The organism is Erwinia sp. HR93, from assembly GCF_034555055.1.
In the GTDB taxonomy this organism is placed as follows: Bacteria; Pseudomonadota; Gammaproteobacteria; order Enterobacterales; family Enterobacteriaceae; genus Apirhabdus; species Apirhabdus apintestini.
Window position 1 is genome coordinate 381,221 of the sequence record NZ_JAXUDP010000001.1, and the last position, 20,872, is coordinate 402,092.

The window sequence follows — 20,872 nt, forward strand, 5'->3', positions numbered from 1 at the left end:
GAGAATTACTCGTCTTCCAGTTCGATGTTGATACCCAGCGAACGGATCTCTTTCAACAGAACGTTGAAGGATTCCGGCATGCCCGGTTCCATCTGATGGTTACCGTCCACGATGTTTTTATACATCTTAGTACGGCCATTCACGTCATCAGACTTAACGGTCAGCATTTCCTGCAGGGTGTAGGCGGCGCCGTAAGCTTCCAGCGCCCACACTTCCATCTCCCCGAAGCGCTGTCCGCCGAACTGCGCCTTACCACCCAGCGGCTGCTGAGTTACCAGGCTGTAAGAACCGGTAGAACGGGCGTGCATCTTATCGTCAACCAAGTGGTTCAGTTTCAGCATGTACATGTAACCGACGGTTACCGGACGTTCGAATTGCTCACCGGTGCGCCCGTCATACAAGCGAATCTGACCAGAGGTCGGCAGATCGCCAAGCTGTAATAGCTCTTTGATTTCCGCCTCTTTGGCACCATCAAATACTGGCGTCGCGATCGGCATCCCTTTCTTCAGGTTTTCCGCCAGACGCAGCACTTCGTCATCGCTGAAAGTATTCAGGTCAACTTTTTGACGTATATCAGCGCCCAGGTCGTAAGCACGCTGAATAAACTCGCGCAGCTTCGCGACTTCTTGCTGCTGCTTGAGCATAGCGTTGATCTTGTCACCAATGCCTTTCGCCGCCATCCCCAGATGGGTTTCCAGGATCTGACCGATGTTCATACGCGAAGGAACGCCCAGCGGGTTTAGTACGATATCAACGGGGGTACCGTTTTCATCGTAAGGCATATCTTCGATCGGGTTGATCTTAGAAATAACACCTTTGTTACCGTGGCGGCCCGCCATTTTATCGCCCGGCTGGATCTGACGTTTAACGGCCAGATATACCTTAACGATTTTCAGAACGCCCGGCGCCAGATCGTCGCCCTGGGTTATCTTACGACGCTTCGCTTCGAGTTTTTTCTCAAACTCATGCTTCAGTTCGTCGTACTGTTCAGCCAGTTGTTCCAGCTGGTTCTGTTTCTCTTCATCGGTCAGCCCAAGCTCCAGCCAGCGATCGCGCGGCAGTTTATCGAGCTTATCGGCTTCAACGCCACCGGAAACCAGTACCGCATGAATACGGCCAAACAGACCGGCTTCAAGAATCTGCAGTTCTTCAGACAAATCTTTCTTCGCCTGCTTAAGCTGCATTTCTTCGATTTCCAGCGCACGTTTGTCTTTTTCCACGCCATCGCGGGTAAAGACCTGTACGTCGATCACAGTACCAGATACGCCGTTCGGTACCCGCAGGGAAGAATCTTTAACGTCTGAGGCTTTTTCACCAAAAATGGCACGCAGCAGTTTTTCTTCCGGGGTAAGCTGAGTTTCACCTTTCGGTGTTACTTTACCGACCAGGATATCGCCACCGGTTACTTCCGCACCGATATATACGATACCAGACTCATCCAGCTTGGAGAGCGCCGCTTCACCTACGTTCGGGATATCAGCGGTAATCTCTTCTGGCCCTAATTTGGTGTCGCGAGACACGCAAGCCAGTTCCTGAATGTGGATCGTTGTAAAGCGATCTTCCTGAACCACACGCTCTGAAACGAGGATGGAGTCTTCGAAGTTGTAACCATTCCACGGCATGAACGCTACGCGCATATTCTGACCAAGCGCCAGCTCACCGAGATCGGTGGATGGGCCATCCGCCAGTACATCGCCACGTTCAACCGGCTCACCCAGCGACACGCACGGCATCTGGTTGATGCAGGTGTTCTGGTTAGAACGGGTATATTTGGTCAGATTGTAGATGTCGATACCCGCTTCGCCCGGGTACATCTCACCTTCATTTACTTTAATTACGATACGAGAGGCATCGACGTATTGAACGGTACCGCCACGTTTCGCAACGGCGGTTACGCCGGAGTCAACGGCTACGGCACGTTCCATACCGGTACCAACCAGCGGCTTATCAGCGCGCAAAGTCGGAACAGCCTGACGTTGCATGTTCGCACCCATCAAGGCGCGGTTGGCGTCATCGTGTTCAAGGAACGGGATCAGGGATGCACCGACTGAAACCACCTGCTGGGTGGAAACGTCCATATAATCCACCTGATCGTTGCTGAACAGGCTCGATTCACCTTTATTACGGCAAGTAACAAGATCGTCGACAAAACGGCCTTCATCATTAAGATGGGCGTTCGCCTGCGCGATGACATAATTACCTTCTTCAATCGCTGACAGGTAATGGATCTCATCGGTTACAACACCATCGGTCACTTTACGATAAGGCGTCTCAAGGAAGCCATATTCGTTGGTCTGCGCATAGACAGACAGTGAGTTGATAAGACCGATGTTTGGACCTTCCGGCGTTTCGATAGGACATACGCGACCATAGTGAGTCGGATGTACGTCTCGAACTTCAAAACCCGCGCGTTCGCGCGTCAGGCCGCCTGGACCCAGCGCTGAAATACGGCGTTTGTGCGTAATTTCAGATAGCGGGTTGTTCTGATCCATAAACTGCGAAAGCTGGCTTGAACCAAAGAACTCTTTCACCGCCGCGGAAATAGGCTTAGCGTTGATCATATCCTGCGGCATCAGTGTATCCAGATCGCCCAAGGACAAACGCTCTTTTACCGCACGTTCTACGCGCACTAACCCAACGCGGAATTGGTTTTCTGCCATTTCGCCTACGGAGCGAATACGACGGTTGCCGAGGTGGTCAATATCATCCACTTCGCCTTTGCCGTTACGGATATCAATGAGCTTTTTCATGACATCAATGATGTCTTCTTTGCTCAGGATACCGGAACCTTCCACCGCATCACGCAGCAGAGAGCGGTTGAACTTCATGCGCCCAACCGCAGACAAGTCGTAGCGATCTTCGGAGAAGAATAAATTCTCAAACAGGCTTTCTGCCGCTTCACGCGTCGGCGGCTCGCCCGGACGCATCATGCGATAGATTTCAACCAGCGCGCTCAGGCGATCGTTGGTTGGATCAACGCGCAGTGTTTCAGAAATGTAAGGCCCATGATCGAGATCATTGGTAAATAGCGTATCAATACGCTTATGGCCTGCCTGGCTCAGTTTCGCCAGCAGATCCAGGGAAAGCTCCATGTTCGCCGGGCATATCAGTTCGCCAGTGGATTCATCCACATAATCTTTTGCCGCCACTTTGCCGGCAATATATTCGACGGGAACTTCGATATGCTGTACTTCGTCTTTCTCAAGCTGACGAATATGGCGGGCGGTAATACGGCGACCTTTCTCGACGTATATTTTTCCATTAGCTTCAATATCAAAAGAAGCAGTTTCGCCGCGCAGACGCTCAGGGACCAGCTCCATCTGCAGCTTATTATCGCGAATCTCAAACACAACTTTTTCAAAGAACAAATCAAGAATCTGTTCAGTGGTGAAGTTCAGCGCGCGCAGAATAATAGATGCTGGCAGTTTACGGCGACGGTCAATACGGACAAACAGGTTGTCTTTAGGATCGAACTCAAAATCAAGCCAGGAGCCGCGATAAGGAATAATACGTGCGTTATACAGCACCTTCCCTGATGAGTGGGTTTTACCTTTATCGCTATCGAAGAATACACCCGGGCTACGATGCAGCTGAGAAACAATAACACGCTCGGTGCCATTGATAACAAAAGTACCGTTGTCCGTCATGAGCGGAATTTCACCCATGTAGACTTCTTGTTCTTTGATATCTTTTACTGTGCCTTCCGGTGCTTCACGCTCATAGATTACCAGGCGCAGTTTGACGCGCAGCGGTGCAGAAAACGTGACGCCACGAATCTGACACTCTTTCACATCAAATACAGGCTCGCCAAGGCGGTAACTGACATATTGCAGCTCAGAATTTCCGCTATAGCTCTGGATAGGGAATACGGAACGGAAAGCGGCTTCCAGACCATACTGCCCTTCAGGATCTTGCTCGATAAACTTCTGGAACGAGTCAAGCTGGATAGAAAGGAGATAGGGAACATCCAGCACCTGCGGACGTTTGCCAAAATCCTTACGAATACGTTTTTTCTCGGTATAGGAGTAAACCATAGGGTTCCTCAGCTCGCTGACAAGTCGACCCACTCTGCCCATTGAAAAGACAGTTTATGCAACACCATTTTGTTGACCGGGAAATGAACTATTTCCCGCAATGCTTGTTTCTATCACTCTTAAATCATTTCATTGCGATTTACACAGCGCGGTGCTGTCGCAGTATATTAAGTCGTCGATAGAAACAAACATTGTTCGGAAACCAGCAGCCAAACAGTGTGAAACGCCGCTAGCACCGTACAGCGCAAAAAGGCTGGTGACCCAAAAGTCACCAGCCATCAGCCTGATTGCTCAGGCTGTAAGCGGAAGTACTGACTTATTTAACTTCAACTTCAGCGCCAGCTTCTTCCAAAGCTTTCTTCAGAGCTTCTGCGTCGTCTTTGCTCACGCCTTCTTTCAGAGCGGCAGGAGCAGATTCAACCATGTCTTTTGCTTCTTTCAGACCCAGGCCAGTCGCGCCACGTACTGCTTTGATAACAGCAACTTTGTTAGCGCCAGCGGCTTTCAGAACTACGTCAAATTCAGTTTTTTCTTCAGCAGCTTCAGCAGCGCCACCAGCGGCAACAGCTACAGCAGCAGCGGCAGAAACGCCGAATTTTTCTTCCATTGCAGAAACCAGCTCAACGATGTCCATTACAGACATAGCGGCAACTGCTTCGATGATTTGATCTTTAGTGATAGACATTTAATTGTTCCTGAAAATCAGAATAAAGTTTATACGTTAGCGCGCACGCTGCAAAGAAAAGTGCAATTATGCAGCTTCTTTCGCATCGCGAACAGCAGCCAGAGTACGAACCAGTTTGCCGGCAGCGGCTTCTTTCATGGTCGACATCAGGCGTGCCAGTGCTTCTTCGTAAGTCGGCAGAGTTGCCAGGCGGTCGATCTGAGACGCCGGGATCAGCTCACCTTCAAAGGCTGCAGCTTTGACCTCAAAGTTTGCATTCGCTTTCGCGAACTCTTTGAACAAACGAGCAGCAGCGCCCGGGTGTTCCATAGAGTATGCAATCAGGGTCGGACCAACAAACGTGTCTTTCAGGCACTCGAAAGGAGTACCTTCAACAACGCGGCGCAGCAGAGTGTTACGAACAACACGCATATATACGCCAGCTTCACGACCTGCTTTACGCAGTTCAGTCATTTTATCTACAGTAACGCCACGAGAATCCGCAACGACTGCAGACAGCGCGCCTTTGGCTACTTCGCTGACTTCAGCAACAATTGCTTGTTTGTCTTGAAGATTTAAAGCCATTAGCTTTGCTCCTGGATTTTTAGCCGGGATGACTCCCGGAACTCACTTCTACTTTGGGCCTAAACCACAAAGCGTCGAAATACGGTGAGCAGAATCCAGTAAAGATTATAAAAATACTCTTCAGGTTCTGTCACCGTCTACGCAGGAGATTAAGGTTCAATGAACCACCTGCGGTCTTGGACGGAGGCCTGGATAAGGCCAGGCTCCAACCGAAAATACTGTTTACCCGCGCTTATTAGCAAATACTGCCCTGAGAAAAGCATCAAGCCTTCAGTGCATATCATGGCGCAAGGTAAAGATCGTGGGGGAAAGATTGTAGACAAATCCTCCCCTCACGTAAAGACTAAACTTAATTAGCGGTAGTGCTCAGACCGGACTGGTCGATTGCAACACCAGCACCCATCGTAGTAGACAGGCTAACTTTCTTGATGTACACGCCCTTCGCTGCTGCAGGTTTTGCTTTTTTCAGAGCAATCATCAGCGCTTCCAGGTTTTCTTTCAGTTTATCAGCATCAAAATCTACTTTACCGATAGTGGTATGGATAATGCCGTTTTTGTCGTTGCGATAGCGAATCTGACCTGCTTTCGCATTCTTCACAGCTTCAGCAACGTTCGGCGTTACAGTACCTACTTTCGGGTTCGGCATTAGACCGCGAGGACCAAGAACCTGGCCCAGCTGCCCAACAACGCGCATCGCATCCGGAGAAGCAATAACCACGTCGAAGTTCATTTCGCCTTTCTTAATCTGCTCAGCCAGATCTTCCATACCTACCAGTTCAGCACCAGCGGCTTTTGCTGCTTCAGCGTTCGGGCCCTGAGTAAACACGGCAACGCGAACGGAGCGGCCAGTACCGTGCGGCAATACGGTAGCGCCACGCACGTTCTGGTCTGATTTACGAGCGTCTATGCCAAGATTTACGGCAACGTCAACGCTTTCAACAAATTTAGCAGTGGCCAGCTCTTTCAGAAGAGCAACGGCTTCGTTGATGTCATACTGTTTAGTTACATCAACTTTCTCACGGATCACACGCATGCGCTTGGTCAGTTTAGCCATTGTATTAGTCCTCCACGACCAGGCCCATGGAACGAGCGGTACCTTCAATTGAGCGAGTCATCGCTTCAATGTCAGAACCAGTCATGTCCGCAGCTTTAGTTTGCGCAATTTCCTGCACCTGAGCGCGGGTCACTTTACCCACTTTATCTTTGTTCGGCTTGCCGGAACCAGACTTGATACCCGCTGCTTTTTTCAGCAGAACTGCCGCAGGCGGGGTCTTGGTAACAAAGGTGAAAGAGCGATCAGCGTAAACGGTGATAACAACCGGGATCGGCAGACCTTTTTCGATGGATTCTGTTTTGGCGTTAAACGCTTTACAGAATTCCATGATATTTACGCCCTGCTGCCCCAGAGCTGGACCGACTGGCGGACTCGGGTTAGCCATACCGGCTGCAACCTGCAGCTTAACGTAGGCTTGTACTTTCTTGGCCATCTTAAGTTCCTCTGTGGGTATAGCGCCTTATGAAAAGGCTTCCCATGTATAAATCAACTTTTCACGACTAATGCATGAAAAACAAAAGGCGCGAAATTGTATTCCAATCTCGCGCCCCCTGCAAGGTCAAAAAGGCGAATTACGCTTTCTCGACCTGGCTAAAGTCCAGCTCTACCGGCGTCGCTCGTCCAAAAATAGAAACGGACACTTTCAGGCGACTCTTCTCATAATCCACTTCTTCAACGACACCGTTAAAGTCGGCAAACGGCCCATCATTGACACGCACCATTTCGCCCGGCTCAAAGAGCGTTTTCGGACGTGGTTTATCACCCACCTGCTGGAGCCGATTCATAATGGCATCGACTTCTTTATCGCTGATCGGCGCTGGGCGATCGGAGGTACCGCCTATGAAACCCATCACGCGCGGCACACTGCGTACAAGGTGCCAGCTGGCATCATTCATCACCATCTGAACCAGAACGTACCCGGGGAAGAATTTACGCTCACTTTTGCGGCGCTGGCCGCCACGGATTTCGACCACTTCTTCGGTCGGAACCATGACCTCACCAAACAACTCTTCCATATTGTGCAACTTGATATGCTCACGCAGCGAGGTTGCTACGCGGCCTTCAAAACCGGAAAACGCCTGAACGACGTACCAGCGCTTTTTAGGGGCTTCAGACATCTTAGAACCTCAGGCCAGTAATAAAGGAAACCAGACGGACCAGAATTCCATCCAGCCCCCATAAAATCAATGACATAACAGCAGTAACGGCCGCCACAATCAGCGTAGTGTGCAGCGTTTCCTGACGAGTCGGCCAAATGACTTTACGGACTTCTGTTTTCGCTTCACGAGCAAAGGCAACGGTAGATTTGCCTGCCTGAGTTAGCATTAGAATCCCGCCCGCTGCGACAAATAAAACAACTACGCCCAGCGCCCTAAGGGGCAATGACACATCGCGATATAAAAAGTTACCCACCACCGCGACTACCAGTAAAACAATAGCAACCAGCCATTTAACTAAATCCAGGCCGCGCCCGCTTCCCTGAGCTTCGGTATTCGCACTCATAAATCAACCTGTAACAATAAACCAGACAACTATCTTACCCCGCCTAAAGCGAAGCAACCGGGCCGGTATGTGTATTTACACACGCCGGCATTGCGCTATCTTCAGAGCCTGTCCCAGCAATGATTATGTAAAAGAAATCACTGATGAGCCAGGTTCTGGATCGAAAGCGGACAAAAAGGGCATCAAATGATGCCCTTTCCTTGTGCATTGCGTCAAATATTATCGGCAATTAGCTAAGAACTTTAGCAACCACGCCCGCGCCAACGGTACGGCCGCCTTCGCGAATCGCGAAACGCAGACCGTCGTCCATCGCGATCGGGTGGATCAGGGTCACAACCATTTTGATGTTGTCGCCCGGCATTACCATCTCTACGCCTTCCGGCAGTTCGATGGTGCCCGTTACGTCCGTTGTACGGAAGTAGAACTGCGGACGGTACCCTTTGAAGAACGGAGTATGACGGCCGCCTTCGTCTTTAGACAGAATATACACTTCTGATTCGAATTTGGTGTGCGGCTTGATTGAACCCGGCTTCGCCAGTACCTGACCACGTTCGATTTCTTCACGTTTGATACCGCGCAGCAGTACGCCAACGTTCTCACCTGCCTGACCCTGGTCCAGCAGTTTGCGGAACATTTCAACGCCGGTACAGGTTGATTTCGCCGTATCTTTGATACCAACGATTTCTACTTCATCACCCACTTTGATGATCCCGCGCTCTACACGACCGGTAACAACGGTACCACGGCCTGAGATGGAGAATACGTCCTCGATTGGCAGCAGGAACGGCATGTCGATAGCACGCTCCGGCTCCGGGATATAGTTATCCAGGTGGCCTGCCAGCTCGATGATTTTCTCTTCCCACTGCGCGTCGCCTTCCAGCGCTTTCAGCGCAGAGCCGCGTACGATCGGCGTATCATCGCCCGGGAAATCGTACTGAGTCAGCAGGTCGCGAACTTCCATCTCAACCAGTTCCAGCAGCTCTTCGTCATCAACCATGTCACATTTGTTCAGGAACACGATGATGTACGGAACGCCTACCTGACGACCCAGCAGGATGTGCTCACGCGTCTGAGGCATCGGGCCATCAGTCGCTGCAACAACCAGAATCGCGCCATCCATCTGAGCAGCACCGGTGATCATGTTTTTCACGTAGTCGGCGTGCCCTGGGCAGTCAACGTGCGCGTAGTGACGGGTCGGGGTTTCATACTCAACGTGTGACGTGTTGATGGTGATACCGCGCGCTTTTTCTTCCGGTGCGTTATCGATCTGATCGAATGCGCGAGCCGCGCCGCCGTAGGTTTTAGCCAGTACGGTGGTGATTGCTGCGGTCAGAGTGGTTTTACCGTGGTCAACGTGGCCGATAGTACCTACGTTTACGTGCGGTTTAGTACGCTGAAATTGTTCTTTAGACATCGATTGTCCCTCTAAGACACGGATAAATCGGTGATATCACCACATCAACCAGGCTCATGCCTGAAATCGTTGAATTCTGAAACAGAAGAGAAACAGGGAAAAGTAAGAGAGGTGGTGCTGATAGGCAGATTCGAACTGCCGACCTCACCCTTACCAAGGGTGCGCTCTACCAACTGAGCTATATCAGCATATCCTGGAGCGGGCAGCGGGAATCGAACCCGCATCATCAGCTTGGAAGGCTGAGGTAATAGCCATTATACGATGCCCGCATCCTGAAACCCGGCTACCTGATTCTTTCTGAAGAAAAACTCTCAAGTATTCGAGTCAACCGTTCTGCTTCGGTTGTCTCAACGCCGCGCATTCGCGCCGCTAAAACAGTGACTGCGATAACTATTTAGAAACCACAGTGAGTGTTACTTTTAACAATTCACCTCATTGACTGGAACTTCATCATAAGAGGTTTATCCATTCCTTTAATCATCTAACGTGATGATCTATTGGGTTACCACAATAAAATAATTCCTTATATCGTGGTCTTCGAGATTGAATTTATTCTTTTCTCACTGGCGCTGAGCTATAAAACTCTGCAACCCGACAACCTTAAGTAAGGTTAGAAATGGTGGTGGGGGAAGGATTCGAACCTTCGAAGTCGATGACGGCAGATTTACAGTCTGCTCCCTTTGGCCGCTCGGGAACCCCACCCGATACTTGATGGTGCCGGCTGCCGGAATCGAACTGGCGACCTACTGATTACAAGTCAGTTGCTCTACCAACTGAGCTAAGCCGGCATCAAGTAGCGCGCATTCTAGGAATAGCTGCGCCAGCTTGCAACAAGAAAATTGCTTAAATTAACTCTATGGCGATATTTTGCTCAAAAACACGCTTTTCAGATGGAAATTTGTGCGATTACAACACAATGTTTCAGCATATCCCTGCAGCCTCTGGCTACACGCACAGGATTGCCAAAATTATTGATGTATACCTGAAGAACAGTTTTAAGCGAAATAACCTTAATAGATTGTAGGTGGATAAAAACCATCCGGTGAAAATCTCTACCACGATTTTTTCTTATTAATCGCTGGCATCTGGTGATACTCTCCTGCCCATTGTGAAAAATAAACTGACGTAATGTGTTACAAATCTGCGTCTGTTTCTTCCCGAATTGCAGGCGGAAGCATGATTATGGGCAATTTAGAGCAACCAGTAATGACGCCATATCTCAAGTTTAACCGCAGTCAGTGGGCCACGTTACGAAATACCGTCCCAATGACACTGACGGAAGCAGATATAGCCCAATTAAAAGGGATTAATGAGGATCTTTCTCTTAAGGAAGTAGCAGAAATCTATCTACCGCTCTCGCGTTTGCTAAATTTCTATATAAGCTCAAATTTGCGCCGCCAGGCCGTTTTGGAACAATTCCTGGGAACTGATGGGCAACGCATTCCTTATATCATTAGCATTGCAGGAAGCGTTGCAGTCGGGAAAAGCACGACAGCGCGTGTTTTGCAGGCCTTATTAAGCCGATGGCCTGAACATCGCAGCGTTGAGCTAATTACTACCGACGGTTTTTTACATCCCAATAGCGTATTAAAAGAACGCGGACTCATGAAGAAAAAAGGCTTCCCGTTATCTTATGATATGCATCGTCTGGTTAAGTTTGTCTCTGATATAAAATCCGGCGCGCCTTCCGCTACGGCACCGGTATATTCCCACTTGATTTATGACGTAATACCCGACGGCGATAAAACCGTTTCTCAACCCGATATTTTAATTCTGGAAGGGCTAAATGTATTGCAGAGTGGAATGGATTATCCTCATGATCCCCACCATGTATTTGTGTCTGATTTTGTGGATTTCTCAATATATGTAGATGCTCCAGAAGAACTCCTGGAGCACTGGTATATCAATCGTTTCCTTAAATTTCGCGAAGGTGCCTTTACCGATCCCGATTCTTACTTCCATAACTATGCGAAACTAACTGAAAAAGAAGCGATTAATACGGCCACACAGCTATGGCATGAAATTAACGGGCTAAATCTGAAGGAAAATATATTGCCTACGCGCGAACGGGCAAGCCTGATATTAACCAAAAGCGCAAATCATGCCGTTGAGCATGTTCGTTTACGTAAATAGAAAAATTTCACTCAAAATGGAGCCAATTCATGGCTCCTGATCAGGAAATTAACCCGCCGGACGTAAAGAGATTTCTCCACCTACCCATGGTGTAACTTCACCATTTTGTTCAAGTAGCAGCGCGCCTTGTTCATTTATCCCGCGCGATATACCGATTACTTCGCGATTGCCAATAATAAGCTTTACCTGCCGGTGAATAAAGTTATCAAGTTCAGCCCACCGAGGAAGGAAAGACATCAGTCCTTCACGTTCAAAAATACCGAGAGACTCACGCAGACGCTGTATTAATAAGACGGCAAGACGATTGCGGTCGATATTAACTCCCGCCTCTTGCAAGTTAATCCATCCTTGTTTAACAACCTCATCAGCCACACTGCGCATCGCCAGATTAATGCCTGCGCCTATCACTATTTGTGCGGCATCACCAGTTTTTCCCGTAAGTTCAACCAGGATCCCTGCAAGTTTTCTGTCTCTGAGGTATAAATCGTTCGGCCATTTCACTCTCACATCCGTCGCGCCGAGTTCATGTAAAACCTCCGCCATAACAATACCGATTACCAGACTTAAACCAATTGCAGCGGCTGGGCCTTGCTCCAAACGCCAGTACATCGATAAATATAGATTTGCTCCAAATGGAGAAAACCAATGGCGCCCGCGTCGGCCTCGTCCTGCCTGCTGATATTCGGCGATGCACACATCACCAGAATTCAGTGCATCGAGTCTATCCAGTAAATACTGGTTCGTTGAATCAATGACGGGTATGACAGCCACACTGCCATTATTTATTTGGGCTTGAATGCTTTCTTCATGTAATAACTGTATCGGCTCTGGCAGGCTATAGCCTTTGCCTGGAACAGTAAAAATATCCAGCCCCCAATCACGCAGAGTTTGAATATGTTTATTTACAGCCGCACGGCTCATGCCTAAATATTCACCTAACTGCTCACCAGAATGAAACTCCCCATCAGCAAGGAGAGATATCAGGGCAAGCGGCGTTTTGTTTTTCTTCACGCAATAGTCTCCACGGAATTAATTTCTCCCTGTGAACCTATAAAACGTACTTCCGGCTCCAGCCAAATATTGAAGGTTTCGCCAACGCACCTCCTGACATGCCGCGCCAACGCAACTACATCCTGGCCCGTTGCATCTCCTACATTAATTAACACCAGAGCTTGCTTCCGATGTACCGCCGCGCCGCCATATCGATAACCCTTTAATTCACAGCGATCGATTAGCCATCCGGCGGCGAGTTTAATACTGCCATCGGGCTGAAGATAATAAGGCGCATCAGGGTGATGTTGTAATAGTAATTTTGCCTGTTGCTCATTTACTACCGGATTTTTGAAGAAGCTGCCTGCATTCCCAGTAATATCAGGATCCGGTAATTTTGATCGACGCATGTGACATACGACATCAAAAATCTGACGAGGAGTCACCGTTTCGGCATCAAGTTGCTTTAGGTCGCCATAATTTAAAATAGGCCGCCAGTCTTTAGAAAGACTAATCCCTACGGCAACGATAGCAGTGTCAGCCATTTCGCTATGTTTAAATACGCTATCGCGATAACCAAATTGGCATTCCTGCGCGCTCAAACGTTTTCGAGCACCGCTAACAAGATTTAGGCAATCGACGTACTCACACACATTTTGTAGCTCACAGCCATAAGCACCGATATTTTGGATAGGGGCTGACCCCACGCAACCAGGAATCAACGCCATATTTTCAAGGCCGGCTATACCTTTATTTAAAGTATATTTAACCAATCCATGCCAATTCTCGCCTGCGCCAACGTGCAGATGCCACGCATCTTCAGTTTCATGAATGGTAATACCACAAAGGCGGTTTAGGATAACGCTGCCAGAAAAATCGCTCAGTAACAGGATATTGCTTCCCCCACCGAGAATTATCGCTGGTTTTTTTTTCTGCACCGCGTCCTGCCAGGCGGTACGCAGTTGGTGTTCATTATCAGCGTAGATAACTTGTTCAGCATTAGCCTGAATGCCAAAGGTATTGAGGGATTTAAGTGAGACGCTCATTGTATCATCCTGTTTACTAAACACGGCTAGTTTACCCGATCTCTTAGCGCATGGCTTGCAGATGCACCACCTCGCAGGGCTTATACAGATGGACGCTAATTATGGATGAATATGATCTCTTTGATGGGTCACTAATTGCTTTCTCTTTCAATTTCGCCCGCGCCCACATTAATAGTAGGCTTTCCAGGCCTTGCGCATTTTAAGGCCAATATTTCACGGAAAGAATATTTATTACGCTGGTGGCCGGCGCTGACGCACTAGATCTGTAGTGGTCAAGTAATATTGGCCGCGGTTTTACAGTAAAAACGATATCTGTTTTCTGATTTTTCCGGCGTCAGCCCTACGTTGGAATGGTGAGGCCTGACACTGTTATAGTAATTCAGGATATAACCGCGATTTGTCGCCGGGCCTCGTCCTTACCGGCATAACCATTCGCTAGCACCCATTCGGCTTTGAGACTGCGGAAGAAGCGTTCCATGAAGCTGTTATCCCGGCAGTTTCCCCGTCGATGGGCGCTCTGCTTTATTCTGTAACGCCAGAGAATTTATTGATATTTCAGACCTGTATACTGGCTTCCTTACTCGCTATGGAACATGGCATCCTGCGGCTTGCCACGCATTTCATATGCCATCCGCAGGGCATTGCTTATCAGTGCTATATCGGCATTTGCTGAAAGGCTCCAGTCGATAACCCTGCGGGCAAAAAGAGCCATGACGACCGCCAGATAGCACCAGCGATTTCCTGCCCGGATATACGTAATATCTCCGCACCATACCCGATCTGGTTCCGATACCGCGAACTGACGCTCGGGCAGATTCGGCAGGCGTGTATGCTCCTGACGAGCATTTTTATATTGTTGTTTTCCGGGCTGACAACTGCTCAGGTTCAGGTATTTCATCAGACGCCCGGCACGGTAACGGCTCATCGGGACACCGTTTTGGGTCAGCATTTCAGCCAGAGTACGTGCGCCTGCAGAGCCCCGGCTCTGGTTCCACGCCCGGCGTATTTCGCTGTAAAACCTGACTCGCGCCGGATTGACAGTATCGCATCGTTTTCGCCAGTACCGGTAACTGCTACAGTGTATTTCCAGCGCGGAACAAAGGCTGAAAACCGTATGACTGTCGCCCAGCCTGGCAGCTATCGTAAACCGTTCAGTGAGGCGGACATCAAGAGCGCAGTAGCCTTTTTTAATATTGTATTCTGTTCCTCCGGGCGGCGAACCTGCTTTTCCAGCACGCGGATACGTTGCTGCTCTGGGGTAATGGGCTTCGCAGAGGGCGTAATACTCTTACACTCTCGCCTGATCTGACGTACACAGGTATCAAGGGTGGTAAAACCGACATTCATCGCCTCACTGGCTTGTCGATATGAGTAGCCCTTATCAACAATCAGCTGTGCACATTCCAGCCTGAACTCAGGGGTGAAAGTACGCTTAGTTTTCTTGTTCAGTAAGTCACCTGCTTTGTGTTGAGGTGAGAATATCACCTTTAATCAGCTGGCCGCACGGGATGGATGGCATGTGAGACGCGCGGCCGGGCGCGTGACGTTATGGTCCGGCAATCAGTAAAGGCCGCAGGGCCTGCGACAGCGGCCGTTCCGCTGGCTCGGCAGAATAAAGCCGCGCGTCCGCTGCGGGGAAACCGCCCCGGGGCGCCTCTCCCGCAGCCTGTCCGCAGCCGGTAAACACTGCGCGGGCCGGCGGGCGGTTACCCAGGCAAAGCCGCGCCCGGCGCAAACACGCGGTGATATTCTGGCTCATTGCGACGGCGTCAGGCTAAAGCATTACGGCGGCGGGCCGGCGCCGCAGGCGTCAGGGGGCAGATATTATTTTACCCTCAGACGCGGTCAGTGGCAGGGCAAACAGGATAAACAGGATAAACATAATCCGGCGCGGTGATAACCGGCCAGTGCGGCTACCGGCCGCGGGGCTTACGGCGTGAGCCTGTCCGGATGCGGCCGGGCCCGGTATCGCGCTGTTTTTCGCATAAAAAAAAACCCGGCCAGATGACCGGGGTTCTTCCTGTATAAAAGCCTGGCAGTTCCCTACTCTCGCATGGGGAAGCCCCACACTACCATCGGCGCTACGGCGTTTCACTTCTGAGTTCGGCATGGGGTCAGGTGGGACCACCGCGCTGTCGCCGCCAGGCATATTCTGTCACCCGCCGCCGCACTCTCGCGCCGCCACGGGTCTTATCCGTCACAAACTGAAAATACTCTCAACCCCTCAAAACACCTTCGGCGTTGTAAGGTTAAGCCTCTCGGTTCATTAGTACCGGTTAGCTCAACGCATCGCTGCGCTTACACACCCGGCCTATCAACGTCGTCGTCTTCAACGTTCCTTCAGGAGACTTTAAGTCTCAGGGAGAACTCATCTCGGGGCAAGTTTCGTGCTTAGATGCTTTCAGCACTTATCTCTTCCGCATTTAGCTACCGGGCAGTGCCATTGGCATGACAACCCGAACACCAGTGATGCGTCCACTCCGGTCCTCTCGTACTAGGAGCAGCCCCCCTCAGTTCTCCAGCGCCCACGGCAGATAGGGACCGAACTGTCTCACGACGTTCTAAACCCAGCTCGCGTACCACTTTAAATGGCGAACAGCCATACCCTTGGGACCTACTTCAGCCCCAGGATGTGATGAGCCGACATCGAGGTGCCAAACACCGCCGTCGATATGAACTCTTGGGCGGTATCAGCCTGTTATCCCCGGAGTACCTTTTATCCGTTGAGCGATGGCCCTTCCATTCAGAACCACCGGATCACTATGACCTGCTTTCGCACCTGCTCGAGCCGTCACTCTCGCAGTCAAGCGGGCTTATGCCATTGCACTAACCTCCTGATGTCCGACCAGGATTAGCCCACCTTCGTGCTCCTCCGTTACTCTTTGGGAGGAGACCGCCCCAGTCAAACTACCCACCAGACACTGTCCGCGACCCGGATTACGGGCCTGCGTTAGAACACCAGCCATTAAAGGGTGGTATTTCAAGGATGGCTCCGTGCAGACTGGCGTCCACACTTCAAAGCCTCCCACCTATCCTGCACATCAAGGACCAGTGTTCAGTGTCAAGCTATAGTAAAGGTTCACGGGGTCTTTCCGTCTTGCCGCGGGTACACTGCATCTTCACAGCGAGTTCAATTTCACTGAGTCCCGGGTGGAGACAGCCTGGCCATCATTACGCCATTCGTGCAGGTCGGAACTTACCCGACAAGGAATTTCGCTACCTTAGGACCGTTATAGTTACGGCCGCCGTTTACCGGGGCTTCGATCAGGAGCTTCTCGCAACGCGATAACCCCATCAATTAACCTTCCGGCACCGGGCAGGCGTCACACCCTATACGTCCACTTTCGTGTTTGCAGAGTGCTGTGTTTTTAATAAACAGTTGCAGCCAGCTGGTATCTTCGACTGGCTTCAGCTCCGTCAGCAAGTGACTTCACCTACGCACCAGCGTGCCTTCTCCCGAAGTTACGGCACCATTTTGCCTAGTTCCTTCACCCGGGTTCTCTCAAGCGCCTTGGTATTCTCTACCTGACCACCTGTGTCGGTTTGGGGTACGATTTGATGTTACCTGATGCTTAGAGGCTTTTCCTGGAAGCAGGGCATTTGTTACTTCATCACCGTAGTGACTCGTCATCGTGCCTCAGCGTTAAAGCAGACCGGATTTGCCTGGTCCACACGCCTACACACTTAAACCGGGACAACCGTCGCCCGGCTAACATAGCCTTCTCCGTCCCCCCTTCGCAGTAACACCGAGTACAGGAATATTAACCTGTTTCCCATCGACTACGCCTTTCGGCCTCGCCTTAGGGGTCGACTCACCCTGCCCCGATTAACGTTGGACAGGAACCCTTGGTCTTCCGGCGAGCGGGCTTTTCACCCGCTTTATCGTTACTCATGTCAGCATTCGCACTTCTGATACCTCCAGCAGACCTCACAGTCCACCTTCGACGGCTTACAGAACGCTCCCCTACCCAACAACACTTAGTGTCGCTGCCGCAGCTTCGGTGCATGGTTTAGCCCCGTTACATCTTCCGCGCAGGCCGACTCGACCAGTGAGCTATTACGCTTTCTTTAAATGATGGCTGCTTCTAAGCCAACATCCTGGCTGTCTGGGCCTTCCCACATCGTTTCCCACTTAACCATGACTTTGGGACCTTAGCTGGCGGTCTGGGTTGTTTCCCTCTTCACGACGGACGTTAGCACCCGCCGTGTGTCTCCCGTGATAACATTCTCCGGTATTCGTAGTTTGCATCGGGTTGGTAAGCCGGGATGGCCCCCTAGCCGAAACAGTGCTCTACCCCCGGAGATGAATTCACGAGGCGCTACCTAAATAGCTTTCGGGGAGAACCAGCTATCTCCCGGTTTGATTGGCCTTTCACCCCCAGCCACAGGTCATCCGCTAATTTTTCAACATTAGTCGGTTCGGTCCTCCAGTTAGTGTTACCCAACCTTCAACCTGCCCATGGCTAGATCACCGGGTTTCGGGTCTATACCCTGCAACTTAGCGCCCGGTTAAGACTCGGTTTCCCTTCGGCTCCCCTATTCGGTTAACCTTGCTACAGAATATAAGTCGCTGACCCATTATACAAAAGGTACGCAGTCACCCTCCATAAAGGAAGGCTCCCACTGCTTGTACGTACACGGTTTCAGGTTCTGTTTCACTCCCCTCGCCGGGGTTCTTTTCGCCTTTCCCTCACGGTACTGGTTCACTATCGGTCAGTCAGGAGTATTTAGCCTTGGAGGATGGTCCCCCCATATTCAGACAGGATACCACGTGTCCCGCCCTACTCATCGAGCTCACAACAGGTGCATTTTCATGTACGGGGCTGTCACCCTGTATCGCCGGACTTTCCAGACCGTTCCATTAACACACCCGCTGATTCAGACTCTGGGCTCTTCCCCGTTCGCTCGCCGCTACTCAGGGAATCTCGGTTGATTTCTTTTCCTCGGGGTACTTAGATGTTTCAGTTCTCCCGGTTCGCCTCATTAACCTATGGATTCAGTTAATGATAGTGCAACGAATTGCACTGGGTTTCCCCATTCGGACATCGTCGGTTATAACGCCTCATATCAGCTTACCGACGCTTTTCGCAGATTAGCACGTCCTTCATCGCCTCTGACTGCCAGGGCATCCACCGTGTACGCTTATTCGCTTAACCTCACAACCCGAAGATGTCTTCGGACTGCAGGCTTGAGAGACCCATTAAACGGTTATTCCGTTTATGGATTTTCAATTTTCAGCTTGTTCCGGATTGTTAAAGAGCAGATACTTCACAATGCACTTATCAGTACATTCTGAAGTAGATTATGGTGGAGCTATGCGGGATCGAACCGCAGACCTCCTGCGTGCAAAGCAGGCGCTCTCCCAGCTGAGCTATAGCCCCATAAAGTAGTTAAACCTCACGTACCCTGCATTCTGTTGAGAGAATGCAATTTCTTCTCAGGCAAGGCGTGGTATGCGAGCGATGCCATAACGCAGTATGAGGAGAAATTTGGTAGGCCTGAGTGGACTTGAACCACCGACCTCACCCTTATCAGGGGTGCGCTCTAACCACCTGAGCTACAAGCCTGTAGAGGTTTCACTGCTTCTTTTCTTTCATCAGACAATCTGTGTGAGCACTGCAAAAGACCGTATCTTCAGGTAAGGAGGTGATCCAACCGCAGGTTCCCCTACGGTTACCTTGTTACGACTTCACCCCAGTCATGAATCACAAAGTGGTAAGCGCCCTCCCGAAGGTTAAGCTACCTACTTCTTTTGCAACCCACTCCCATGGTGTGACGGGCGGTGTGTACAAGGCCCGGGAACGTATTCACCGTGGCATTCTGATCCACGATTACTAGCGATTCCGACTTCACGGAGTCGAGTTGCAGACTCCGATCCGGACTACGACGCACTTTATGAGGTCCGCTTGCTCTCGCGAGGTCGCTTCTCTTTGTATGCGCCATTGTAGCACGTGTGTAGCCCTGGTCGTAAGGGCCATGATGACTTGACGTCATCCCCACCTTCCTCCGGTTTATCACCGGCAGTCTCCTTTGAGTTCCCGACCGAATCGCTGGCAACAAAGGATAAGGGTTGCGCTCGTTGCGGGACTTAACCCAACATTTCACAACACGAGCTGACGACAGCCATGCAGCACCTGTCTCACAGTTCCCGAAGGCACTTCTCCGTCTCCGGAGAATTCTGTGGATGTCAAGACCAGGTAAGGTTCTTCGCGTTGCATCGAATTAAACCACATGCTCCACCGCTTGTGCGGGCCCCCGTCAATTCATTTGAGTTTTAACCTTGCGGCCGTACTCCCCAGGCGGTCTACTTAACGCGTTAGCTCCGGAAGCCACGGTTCATGACCACAGCCTCCAAGTAGACATCGTTTACGGCGTGGACTACCAGGGTATCTAATCCTGTTTGCTCCCCACGCTTTCGCACCTGAGCGTCAGTCTTCGTCCAGGGGGCCGCCTTCGCCACCGGTATTCCTCCAGATCTCTACGCATTTCACCGCTACACCTGGAATTCTACCCCCCTCTACGAGACTCAAGCCTGCCAGTTTCAAATGCAGTTCCCGGGTTGAGCCCGGGGATTTCACATCTGACTTAACAGACCGCCTGCGTGCGCTTTACGCCCAGTAATTCCGATTAACGCTTGCACCCTCCGTATTACCGCGGCTGCTGGCACGGAGTTAGCCGGTGCTTCTTCTGCGGGTAACGTCAATCTGATGGCGTATTAAGCCACCAGCCTTCCTCCCCGCTGAAAGTACTTTACAACCCGAAGGCCTTCTTCATACACGCGGCATGGCTGCATCAGGGTTTCCCCCATTGTGCAATATTCCCCACTGCTGCCTCCCGTAGGAGTCTGGACCGTGTCTCAGTTCCAGTGTGGCTGGTCATCCTCTCAGACCAGCTAGAGATCGTCGCCTAGGTGAGCCTTTACCCCACCTACTAGCTAATCCCATCTGGGTTCATCCTATGGCGTGAGGCCCGAAGGTCCCCCACTTTGGTCTTGCGACGTTATGCGGTATTAGCCACCGTTTCCAGTGGTTATCCCCCTCCATCGGGCAGATCCCCAGACATTACTCACCCGTCCGCCGCTCGCCGGCAAAGAAGCAAGCTTCTTTCCGCTGCCGCTCGACTTGCATGTGTTAGGCCTGCCGCCAGCGTTCAATCTGAGCCATGATCAAACTCTTCAATTAAAGTTTGATGCTCAAAGAATTAAACTGTTAGTTCGTAATGAATTAACTGTTGTTCACTCTTGAGACTTGATAATCATTTTTCGTCCGAAGACGTTGATATCAGTGCTTTCGAGTGCCCACACAGATTGTCTGATAAATTGTTAAAGAGCAGTTGCGCCGGGCTTTCGCCCCGGTCGCGAGGTGGCGTATATTACGCTTTCCTCTTTCAGAGTCAACCCCATTTTTCAGGCGTTTTCTCTTTCGGCCCGGCCTTCACTTTCGTCTGCGC

12 protein-coding genes, 6 tRNA genes, 3 rRNA genes and 1 pseudogene are annotated in these 20,872 nt (G+C 50.7%); 1 reads left to right on the top strand and 21 read right to left on the bottom strand.

Going from position 1 to position 20,872, the window contains the following annotated elements:
* Positions 1 to 5 precede the first annotated feature (5 nt).
* The 12 genes from rpoB to SFA31_RS01840 all read right to left on the bottom strand — a co-directional run bounded on the left by rpoB (position 6) and on the right by SFA31_RS01840 (position 10,042).
* Positions 6 to 4,034: a DNA-directed RNA polymerase subunit beta gene (gene rpoB / locus SFA31_RS01785; RefSeq protein ID WP_322836443.1), complete on the bottom strand. Its 4,029-nt coding sequence runs from the start codon at positions 4,032 to 4,034 to the stop codon at positions 6 to 8.
* Between the two features lie 316 nt (positions 4,035 to 4,350).
* Positions 4,351 to 4,719, bottom strand: a complete 369-nt coding sequence (rplL, locus tag SFA31_RS01790; protein ID WP_322836444.1) for a 50S ribosomal protein L7/L12 — start codon at positions 4,717 to 4,719, stop codon at positions 4,351 to 4,353.
* Positions 4,720 to 4,785: 66 nt separating this feature from the next.
* Positions 4,786 to 5,283: a 50S ribosomal protein L10 gene (rplJ, locus tag SFA31_RS01795; RefSeq protein WP_322836445.1), complete on the bottom strand. Its 498-nt coding sequence runs from the start codon at positions 5,281 to 5,283 to the stop codon at positions 4,786 to 4,788.
* A 349-nt stretch (positions 5,284 to 5,632) separates the two neighbouring features.
* A complete protein-coding gene (rplA, locus tag SFA31_RS01800) occupies positions 5,633 to 6,337 on the bottom strand; it encodes a 50S ribosomal protein L1 (protein ID WP_322836446.1) in 705 nt (234 codons plus the stop codon).
* 4 nt (positions 6,338 to 6,341) lie between these two features.
* Entirely contained in the window at positions 6,342 to 6,770 is a 429-nt protein-coding gene (rplK, locus tag SFA31_RS01805; protein WP_322836447.1) for a 50S ribosomal protein L11, read from the bottom strand.
* 139 nt (positions 6,771 to 6,909) lie between these two features.
* Complete coding sequence (nusG, locus tag SFA31_RS01810) at positions 6,910 to 7,455, bottom strand: transcription termination/antitermination protein NusG (protein ID WP_001287521.1); 546 nt, start codon at positions 7,453 to 7,455, stop codon at positions 6,910 to 6,912.
* A 1-nt stretch (position 7,456) separates the two neighbouring features.
* Positions 7,457 to 7,840, bottom strand: a complete 384-nt coding sequence (gene secE, locus SFA31_RS01815; RefSeq protein ID WP_322836448.1) for a preprotein translocase subunit SecE — start codon at positions 7,838 to 7,840, stop codon at positions 7,457 to 7,459.
* Positions 7,841 to 8,069: 229 nt separating this feature from the next.
* A complete protein-coding gene (tuf, locus tag SFA31_RS01820) occupies positions 8,070 to 9,254 on the bottom strand; it encodes an elongation factor Tu (protein WP_322836449.1) in 1,185 nt (394 codons plus the stop codon).
* A 112-nt stretch (positions 9,255 to 9,366) separates the two neighbouring features.
* Positions 9,367 to 9,442 (bottom strand) — tRNA-Thr (locus SFA31_RS01825).
* Between the two features lie 6 nt (positions 9,443 to 9,448).
* Positions 9,449 to 9,523: transfer RNA gene (locus tag SFA31_RS01830), tRNA-Gly, on the bottom strand.
* 348 nt (positions 9,524 to 9,871) lie between these two features.
* Positions 9,872 to 9,956, bottom strand: a tRNA-Tyr gene (locus SFA31_RS01835).
* Positions 9,957 to 9,966: 10 nt separating this feature from the next.
* A tRNA-Thr gene (locus SFA31_RS01840) sits at positions 9,967 to 10,042 on the bottom strand.
* Between the two features lie 394 nt (positions 10,043 to 10,436).
* Between SFA31_RS01840 and coaA the strand changes: the two genes are divergently transcribed.
* The gene (coaA, locus tag SFA31_RS01845; RefSeq protein ID WP_322839275.1) at positions 10,437 to 11,387 is read left to right on the top strand and encodes a type I pantothenate kinase; all 951 of its coding nucleotides are present in this window, start codon (positions 10,437 to 10,439) and stop codon (positions 11,385 to 11,387) included.
* Between the two features lie 48 nt (positions 11,388 to 11,435).
* Here coaA and birA read toward each other — a convergent pair whose 3' ends face one another.
* The 9 genes and pseudogenes from birA to SFA31_RS01890 form a co-directional block, all read right to left on the bottom strand.
* The gene (gene birA, locus SFA31_RS01850; RefSeq protein WP_322836450.1) at positions 11,436 to 12,398 is read right to left on the bottom strand and encodes a bifunctional biotin--[acetyl-CoA-carboxylase] ligase/biotin operon repressor BirA; all 963 of its coding nucleotides are present in this window, start codon (positions 12,396 to 12,398) and stop codon (positions 11,436 to 11,438) included.
* Entirely contained in the window at positions 12,395 to 13,447 is a 1,053-nt protein-coding gene (gene murB / locus SFA31_RS01855) for a UDP-N-acetylmuramate dehydrogenase (RefSeq protein ID WP_322836451.1), read from the bottom strand. The genes birA and murB overlap by 4 nt, the downstream gene beginning before the upstream one ends.
* A 248-nt stretch (positions 13,448 to 13,695) precedes the next feature.
* Positions 13,696 to 14,908 (bottom strand): annotated as a pseudogene (locus SFA31_RS01860) (IS3 family transposase).
* A 61-nt stretch (positions 14,909 to 14,969) separates the two neighbouring features.
* A complete protein-coding gene (locus SFA31_RS01865) occupies positions 14,970 to 15,182 on the bottom strand; it encodes a hypothetical protein (protein WP_322836452.1) in 213 nt (70 codons plus the stop codon).
* Between the two features lie 271 nt (positions 15,183 to 15,453).
* Positions 15,454 to 15,569 (bottom strand): 5S ribosomal RNA (rrf, locus tag SFA31_RS01870).
* Between the two features lie 99 nt (positions 15,570 to 15,668).
* Positions 15,669 to 18,579, bottom strand: a 23S ribosomal RNA gene (locus SFA31_RS01875).
* 149 nt (positions 18,580 to 18,728) lie between these two features.
* A tRNA-Ala gene (locus tag SFA31_RS01880) sits at positions 18,729 to 18,804 on the bottom strand.
* 109 nt (positions 18,805 to 18,913) lie between these two features.
* Positions 18,914 to 18,990 (bottom strand) — tRNA-Ile (locus tag SFA31_RS01885).
* A gap of 72 nt (positions 18,991 to 19,062) precedes the next feature.
* Positions 19,063 to 20,604 (bottom strand): 16S ribosomal RNA (locus SFA31_RS01890).
* The 16S, 23S and 5S rRNA genes sit together here with 2 tRNA genes alongside, the layout of an rRNA operon.
* Positions 20,605 to 20,872: the final 268 nt, after the last annotated feature.

Bases quoted from the DNA above. Each gene is read 5' to 3' on its own strand.
- rplJ (WP_322836445.1), bottom strand. From the start codon at position 5,283: ATGGCTTTAAATCTTCAAGACAAACAAGCAATTGTTGCTGAAGTCAGC.
- tuf (WP_322836449.1), bottom strand. From the start codon at position 9,254: ATGTCTAAAGAACAATTTCAGCGTACTAAACCGCACGTAAACGTAGGT.
- rplA (WP_322836446.1), bottom strand. From the start codon at position 6,337: ATGGCTAAACTGACCAAGCGCATGCGTGTGATCCGTGAGAAAGTTGAT.
- SFA31_RS01865 (WP_322836452.1), bottom strand. From the start codon at position 15,182: ATGAGCCAGAATATCACCGCGTGTTTGCGCCGGGCGCGGCTTTGCCTG.
- coaA (WP_322839275.1), top strand. From the start codon at position 10,437: ATGGGCAATTTAGAGCAACCAGTAATGACGCCATATCTCAAGTTTAAC.
- nusG (WP_001287521.1), bottom strand. From the start codon at position 7,455: ATGTCTGAAGCCCCTAAAAAGCGCTGGTACGTCGTTCAGGCGTTTTCC.
- rpoB (WP_322836443.1), bottom strand. From the start codon at position 4,034: ATGGTTTACTCCTATACCGAGAAAAAACGTATTCGTAAGGATTTTGGC.
- rplK (WP_322836447.1), bottom strand. From the start codon at position 6,770: ATGGCCAAGAAAGTACAAGCCTACGTTAAGCTGCAGGTTGCAGCCGGT.
- secE (WP_322836448.1), bottom strand. From the start codon at position 7,840: ATGAGTGCGAATACCGAAGCTCAGGGAAGCGGGCGCGGCCTGGATTTA.
- rplL (WP_322836444.1), bottom strand. From the start codon at position 4,719: ATGTCTATCACTAAAGATCAAATCATCGAAGCAGTTGCCGCTATGTCT.